4 protein-coding genes and 1 pseudogene are annotated in these 6559 nt (G+C 72.4%); 2 read left to right on the forward strand and 3 right to left on the reverse strand.

What is annotated here, in order from left to right; all coding sequences use genetic code 11:
- Window positions 1–3506: discoidin domain-containing protein (locus tag G3I65_RS51255; RefSeq protein WP_160703211.1), on the forward strand; the 3506-nt coding region annotated here is incomplete at its 5' end.
- On the opposite strand, the gene G3I65_RS51260 is transcribed toward G3I65_RS51255, so the two are convergent.
- The 3 genes from G3I65_RS51260 to G3I65_RS51270 are packed head-to-tail and all read right to left on the reverse strand — an operon-like array spanning window position 3499 to window position 5242.
- Window positions 3499–3669, reverse strand: a complete 171-nt coding sequence (locus tag G3I65_RS51260) for a hypothetical protein (RefSeq protein ID WP_160703213.1) — start codon at window positions 3667–3669, stop codon at window positions 3499–3501. The two genes, G3I65_RS51255 and G3I65_RS51260, sit on opposite strands and share 8 nt — an antisense overlap.
- Complete coding sequence (locus tag G3I65_RS51265) at window positions 3666–4889, reverse strand: hypothetical protein (RefSeq protein WP_309236081.1); 1224 nt, start codon at window positions 4887–4889, stop codon at window positions 3666–3668. Before G3I65_RS51265 ends, G3I65_RS51260 begins: the two co-directional genes overlap by 4 nt.
- Complete coding sequence (locus G3I65_RS51270) at window positions 4886–5242, reverse strand: hypothetical protein (protein WP_160703215.1); 357 nt, start codon at window positions 5240–5242, stop codon at window positions 4886–4888. Before G3I65_RS51270 ends, G3I65_RS51265 begins: the two co-directional genes overlap by 4 nt.
- Window positions 5243–5371: 129 nt before the next feature.
- Here G3I65_RS51270 and G3I65_RS51275 point away from each other — a divergent pair.
- A pseudogene (locus G3I65_RS51275) lies at window positions 5372–6559 on the forward strand (hypothetical protein); the annotation flags it as partial.

Below are 6559 nucleotides of genomic sequence, written 5' to 3' on the forward strand. Positions count from 1 at the left end.
GGACCGGGTTGCTCGCCGGGTTCGGGCTCGCCGCCGTCCTGCCCGGGGTCGCGTCGGCCGCGCCCGCGGTGGCGCAGAAGACCGACCTCGCGCTCTTCCGGCCGGTCCAGGTGTCCTCGACCGCGTACGCCGCCACGCCCGCCGAGTTCGCCGTCGACGGCCTCGCCCAGGTCGGCGTCCGCGGTTCCGGCTGGCGCGCCGCCCAGGGGGACGGCCAGTGGATCGTCGTCGACCTGCAGGCCGCCTGCCGCATCGACTCCGTCGTGCTCACCTTCGAGGCCCGGCCCGGCGACCCGGCCTTCGACGCGAGCGCGTCCCGCAGCCGCACCAGCGGTGCCGAGATCCAGTCGAGCTACGCGACGGCGTTCGACCTCGACGTCTCCGACGACGGCCGCGCGTGGCGCACGGTCCACCACACCGACGCCGGCACCGGGGGCGTCGTGACGATCCCCCTGGCCGTCACCGCGCGCTGGGTCCGCTTCACCGCGAGCCGCCGCTCGACGACCAACCCGCTGGGCCTCAACGGCTTCCAGGTCTTCGGCACCGGCCCGCGGAACCGCCCCGCGGTCCACGGCTGGACGAGCTTCCCGGTCCGCCCGCACGACGACCCGCCCGCACTCGCCGTGGCCCCCGACGGGACTGTGCCGCTCGAGTCCGGCTGGGTCCTCACGATGGACGACTGGGCGCCCGGCGACGGCAAGGCGCTGTCCGGCTCCACTGTGGACACCCGCGGCTGGCTGCCCGCCACCGTTCCCGGCACGGTGCTGGCCTCGCTCGTGGAGCAGGGCCAGCTGCCCGACCCGGTGTCCGGGATGAACAACCTGCACGTCCCGGAAGCGCTTTCCCGGCACGCCTGGTGGTACCGCCGCCGCTTCGGCCTCCCGCGCGGCCTCGACACCTCGCCCGGACGGCACGTCTGGCTCGAGTTCGACGGTGTCAACCACGAAGCGCAGATCTGGCTCAACGGCGCGGAAATCGGCACGCAGAGCCACCCGTTCGGCCGCGGCGCCTTCGATGTCACGGCGGCGCTGCGCCGCACCGGCGACCAGGTACTCGCCGTGAAGATCGCGCCGATGCCGCGCCCCGGCAGCCCGGGGGACAAGGGCGCCGACGGCAGTTCCTGGGTCGACGCGGGCGGCACGATGTTCGACAACTCGCCGACCTACCTGGCCGTCTCCGGCTGGGACTGGATGCCCGCGGTGCGCGACCGCGCCTCGGGCATCTGGGACCACGTCCGCCTGCGCTCGACCGGCGCCGCCGTGCTCGGCGACGTCCGCGTCGACACGAAGGTGCCCGACGCCGGCACCGCCGAGGTGACCCTCACCGTCCCGGTCCGCAACGCCGCCGCGACCGCCCAGCGCGTGCGGGTCAGCGCCGCGTTCGGCCCGGTCAGCGTGTCGAGCACGGTCAGCGTGCCGGCCGGGCAGAGCACGGACGTCGTGTTCCCGAAGCAGGTCGTGAAGAACCCGAAGCTCTGGTGGCCCAACGGTTACGGCGACCCGAACCGCTACGACCTGACCCTGACCGCGGCGATCGGCGCGAGCACCAGCGACCGGCGCACGGTCAAGATCGGCCTGCGCGAGATCGGCTACCGGTACGACCTGCCGATCGTCATCGCCGACGGCCGCGCCACGCAGACCGTCGACCTCGCGCCGCAGACCGCCCGGTACGTCCGGATGCAGGGCCTCAAGCGCGCCACCGGCTGGGGTTTCTCGCTCTGGACGATGGCGGTGCTCGACGCCTCGGGCACCGACGTGGCGCAGGGCAAGCCGTCGAGTTCGCTCTCGGTCGCCGACGGCAACCCACCCGAGCGCGCCTTCGACGGCGACCCGAACACGCGCTGGACGTCGGCCTACGACGACAACCAGTGGCTGCAGGTCGACCTCGGCGCCGCGACGGCGTTCGACAAGGTCGTGCTGACCTGGGAAACCGCGTACGCCGCGACCTTCAAGATCCAGGTGTCGCAGGACGGCGAGACCTGGACCGACGCGGCTTCGGTCGACAACAGCCCGAAGCCGCTGACATTCCTGGTCAACGGCGTCAAGATCTTCGCCCGCGGCGGCAGCTGGGGCTGGGACGAGCTGCTGCGCCGGATGCCGGCCGAGCGCACCGACGCCGTCGTCGCGATGCACCGCGACATGAACTTCACGCTGATCCGCAACTGGGTGGGCTCCTCGTACCGGCAGGAGCTGTTCGACGCCTGCGACAAGTACGGCATCCTGCTGTGGAACGAGTTCTGGGACGGCTGGTCGACCGACCCGGCCAACCACGACATCTTCCTGGCGCAGGCGAAGGACACCGTGCTGCGCTACCGCCACCACGCGTGCGCGACGGTCTGGTTCGGCTGCAACGAAGGCACCCCGCCGGCAGCCATCGACAACGCGCTGCGGGACATCGTCCACTCCAGCACCGACCTGCTCTACCAGGGCAACTCCGCGGGCGGCGTGATCACCGGCGACGGGCCGTACTACTGGCAGGACCCGAAGCGGTACTTCACCGGCGAGGCGACCGGCGGCAAGGCCGGGTTCTGGAGCGAGATCGGGCTGCCGACGGTGTCGGTCGTCGAGAGCACGCGCAACCTGGTCGGCGCGGACGACCCGGGCTGGCCGATCGGCGCGCCCTGGTTCCTGCACGACTGGTCGACGAACGGCAACCAGTCCCCGCAGAGCTACCTGGCGGCGATCGACGCGCGGCTGGCGCCGTCGACGAGCCTCGCGGAGTTCTGCCGCAAGGCGCAGTTCGTCAACTACGAGAGCATGCGCGCGATCTTCGAGGCGTGGAACGCGAAGCTGTGGAACGACGCCACCGGCGTGTTGCTGTGGATGTCACACCCGGCGTGGCACAGCACGGTCTGGCAGACCTACGACTACGACCTCGACGTCAACGGCAGCTACTACGGCGCGCGCAAGGGCTGCGAGCACCACCACGTACAGGCCGACCTGACGACGTGGCAGGTCCGGGTGGTCAACCACACGCCGGGCGCGCTGACCGGGGTGACCGCGACCGCGCGCCTGTTCGGGCTCGACGGCGCGTCACTGGGCCCGGCACAGCAGCAGAAGCTCGACGTGGCCCCGGTTTCGGCCGCGGCGGCGTTCACCGTCCCGTTCGCCGACGGCCTGCCGGACCTGCACCTGCTGCGGCTGACCCTGACCGACGCCGGCGGCGCGGTCCTGTCCGAGAACACGTACTGGCGCTATCGGAGCGACACGGCGATGCGCGCGCTGAACCAGCTCCCGGGCGCGCGGCTGACGACGTCGTTGCGGCCGGACGGCGACGCGTACACCGCGACGGTCCGCAACGACGGCCGCACGGTGGCGGCGATGATCCGGCTGTCGCTGCGGGAAAACAACGGCACGGACCGCGTCCTGCCGACCCGCTACGACGACAACTACTTCTGGCTGCTGCCGGGGGAGAGCCGCACGATCCGCGTCGAGCCGCGGCGCCGGGTGCCGAGCGCCAAGCTGCTGGTGGAGGCGTACAACGTGGCCGCCAAGCTGACTAGCTGACCGGCGGATCTTCGTCTTCCTCGTCGTCGGCCGGCGGTACCTGACGGCGAGCGAGGAAGATCAGCAGGCCGATGATCGCCACCGGGCCGGTGAACAGGGCGATCTCGTCCCAGCCGCCCTGGTGCATCATCACGACCCGCGCCGCGGTGTCCACTGTGGTCATGCGCCCGACACCAGGTAGATGCCGATCGCGGTGTAGCCGACCATCAGGGCCAGCAGCGGGTACTGGCCTGCCGTCCGGTACCCGGCGCGCAGCAGGCCGAGGGCGCGGTCGTGCGCCGAGCCGACCGCCAGCACGTGCCCCAGCACGATCGCGCCCACCTGCACCACGGCGATGAGCGCCGTCGACACGAGCGTGTAGTCGACGGCGGCCGGGTCGAAGCCGCGCTGGCCCTCGAAGAGCGCGAACGAGAAGTAGTGGGCCACGGTGTAGCCCACCATGATCGGCACGAGCGTGTGCGCGAACCCCGCGTACGGCTCGGTGCCCTTGCGCAGGTACGGCCGCGTCAGCCGGATGCCGCCCGCGTACGCCAGTGCGGTCAGCGCGATCGCCGCGAGCAGGCCGGCCGTGGCGAGCGGGACCGACGGGGTCAGGTCGCTCCAGAACGGGAGCCGGGTCAGGCCGTCGAACGCCGTCGAGCCCAGGACGACGAGGATCACCGGCGTCAGGCCGGGGGAGCGGCCGAGCGCGAGCAGGCCGTCGAGCGGGGACCGCACGACCAGGCGGCCGTCGGCGCGGCGGCCGAACGGGGACAGCCCGGCGATCAGCACGGCGTAGACCTCGAAGCCGTCGCCGCGGTCGAACCAGCGCGGCCCGTACACCGCGCCGCACGCCACGTGTATAACGCCGTACACCGTGACGAACGCGGCGATCAGCCTCGGCGAATCCGAGTGGCCGGACGCCAGTTCCAGCCAGAGGAACGCGAGGAGGCTCACGACCGCGGGCCAATACGCGATGCGTGCGGGCAGCGGACGCCGGCCCGGGAACAGCGAGGCGAGCGTGCGCAGCGGGTTCAGCCGCCGCCAGACCGGGCCGAAGAGCAGAGACAGCGGCACCAGCCCGACCCAGAACCACACGTAGAACCACGCGGGCGCGGGATTGGCCGCCGAGGTGTCCGGACCGGACCACGCCATCGCGAGGAACCCGGCGAAGCCGAGCAGCCCGAGTCCGTTGAGGACGAACGACAGCGCCCGGGAGTCGAGGAAGCGCGCGAAGGGCAACGGACGGCCCGCGTCCGCGCCTCGCAGGCGAGGAGTCTTCCACAGCAGCGTCAGCGCGACGAACGACGCGAGCACCGCCGCGGCGCCCGCGTAGAGCGCGAGCCAGAGCGGGACCGGCAGGTCGGAGCGCCCGCCGAGCCCGTGGGCCAGGACGATCGTCACGCGCCGACCCGCAGCTGGGTCAGCTTCGCCCCGCTGTGGTGCAGCTCGACGTCGAACAGACCCGGGACGTCGGCGGTGAACGACACCGAGCCCGGCCGGCCCGGGGTCAGCCCGACCTCCTTGTCGTAGCCGTGGACGTGCAGCTCGTCGGCGGTGTCGGAGGTGACTTCGAGCCGGACGGCGCGGCCGGGGGCGATCTCGACCCGGTCGGGCCCGGCCACCCGCTTGCCGCCCTGCACCGTGAACTGCACGACCTGCTCGCCCGAGGCCGGGCCCGCGGGCGCCGGGGGAGCGGACGTGCCGCAGCCGGCCAGCAGCGCGAGCGTTGTCACCGGCACGAGGATCCGCCGCATCGTCGTCCTTCTCTTCGTGCGGGTTGTCCGGTTGCGGGCACCCCGGAGTTGCCCGGGCGGTTCGCCCGGCTTATCGTGTGACGAACAGTAACAGTTACTTCTGTTCACGGAATCAGGAAGGCGCACGCGATGCTGCTGGCGCAGGAGACCAGCCCCCCGGCCGGGGGCGCGCAGTTCGGCCAGATCGTCGTCGCGCTGCTGATGTTCCTGCTGGTCTTCATCCCGCTGGCGATCTTCGTCCTGCGGACGCGCGCCGGCAAACGGACGCTCGTGGGCCGCCTCGCCGACTGGTCGGGCGAGCTGTCCGGGCTGCCGCGGTGGGCCGCGCTGCCGATGTTCGTCGCCTTCCTCTCCGGCATGTCCGCGCTGATCGGCGTCTACTGGGACGTCCCGATCCACATGGAGCTCGGCCGCGACGAGGGCCCGCTCGCCAACCCGTCGCACTACCCGATCTACTTCGGCCTGATGGGCATCTTCGCCAGCGGTGTGCTCAGCGCCGCGCTGGCCAAGGGGAAGCTGCCGAAGCGCACCTTCAAGCTCGGCCCGCACTGGCGGGTGCCGATGGGCAGCGTCCAGATGATGCTGACCGGCCTGGTCGGCATCACCGGCTTCCCGCTCGACGACGTATGGCACCGGCTCTTCGGCCAGGACGTCACCGAGTGGGGCCCCACCCACGTGCTGATGATCGGCGGCGGCGTCGGCGTGGTGATCGGCCTGCAGCTGCTGCTGGCCGAAGCCCGCCAGGCCGGCGCCACCGGCCCGCTCGTCCGGCTGCTCGGGCCGGTGCTGGCCGGCGCCTGGATGATGGGCGCGTCGGCGTTCCTGATGGAGTTCGACCTCGGCGTGCCGCAGTTCCCGATGCTGGCCCAGGTCGTGCTCGTCGGGCTGATCGGCAGCTGGACGCTCGTCTGCGGCCGGCTCTCGTGGGGGCCGGGTGGCGCGCTGATCGTCGTCGCCGTGCTGCTGGTTTCCCGCGCGGTCTTCTCGATCATCCCGCTGGTGGCGGACCTGCACGTCGCCTCGCTGCTGCCGTACGCCGCCGAAGCGGTCGTGATCGAGGTCGTCGCGCTGCTGGTGCGCGGGCCGCTGTTCCCGGTCGTGGCCGGCCTGGCGAGCGGCACCCTCGGGCTGCTCGGCGAGTGGGCGTTCTCGCAGTGGCTGATGCCGGACCCGTGGCCCGCCGCGGACCTCGGCCTCTTCCTCGCGTTCGGCGCGGCCGCGAGCGTCGGCGGCGCGCTGATCGGCGCGTGGCAGTACCAGCGGATCGAGGACGTCGCCGCGGGCAGCCGCCTCGAGCGCGCGTTCGGGGCCCGGCAC

This window comes from Amycolatopsis sp. SID8362, assembly GCF_010550475.1.
GTDB classification, from domain to species: Bacteria; Actinomycetota; Actinomycetes; order Mycobacteriales; family Pseudonocardiaceae; genus Amycolatopsis; species Amycolatopsis eburnea.

Coding starts and splice junctions, on each gene's coding strand:
- G3I65_RS51260 (WP_160703213.1), bottom strand. CDS start 3,669: ATGACCACAGTGGACACCGCGGCGCGGGTCGTGATGATGCACCAGGGC.
- G3I65_RS51270 (WP_160703215.1), bottom strand. CDS start 5,242: ATGCGGCGGATCCTCGTGCCGGTGACAACGCTCGCGCTGCTGGCCGGC.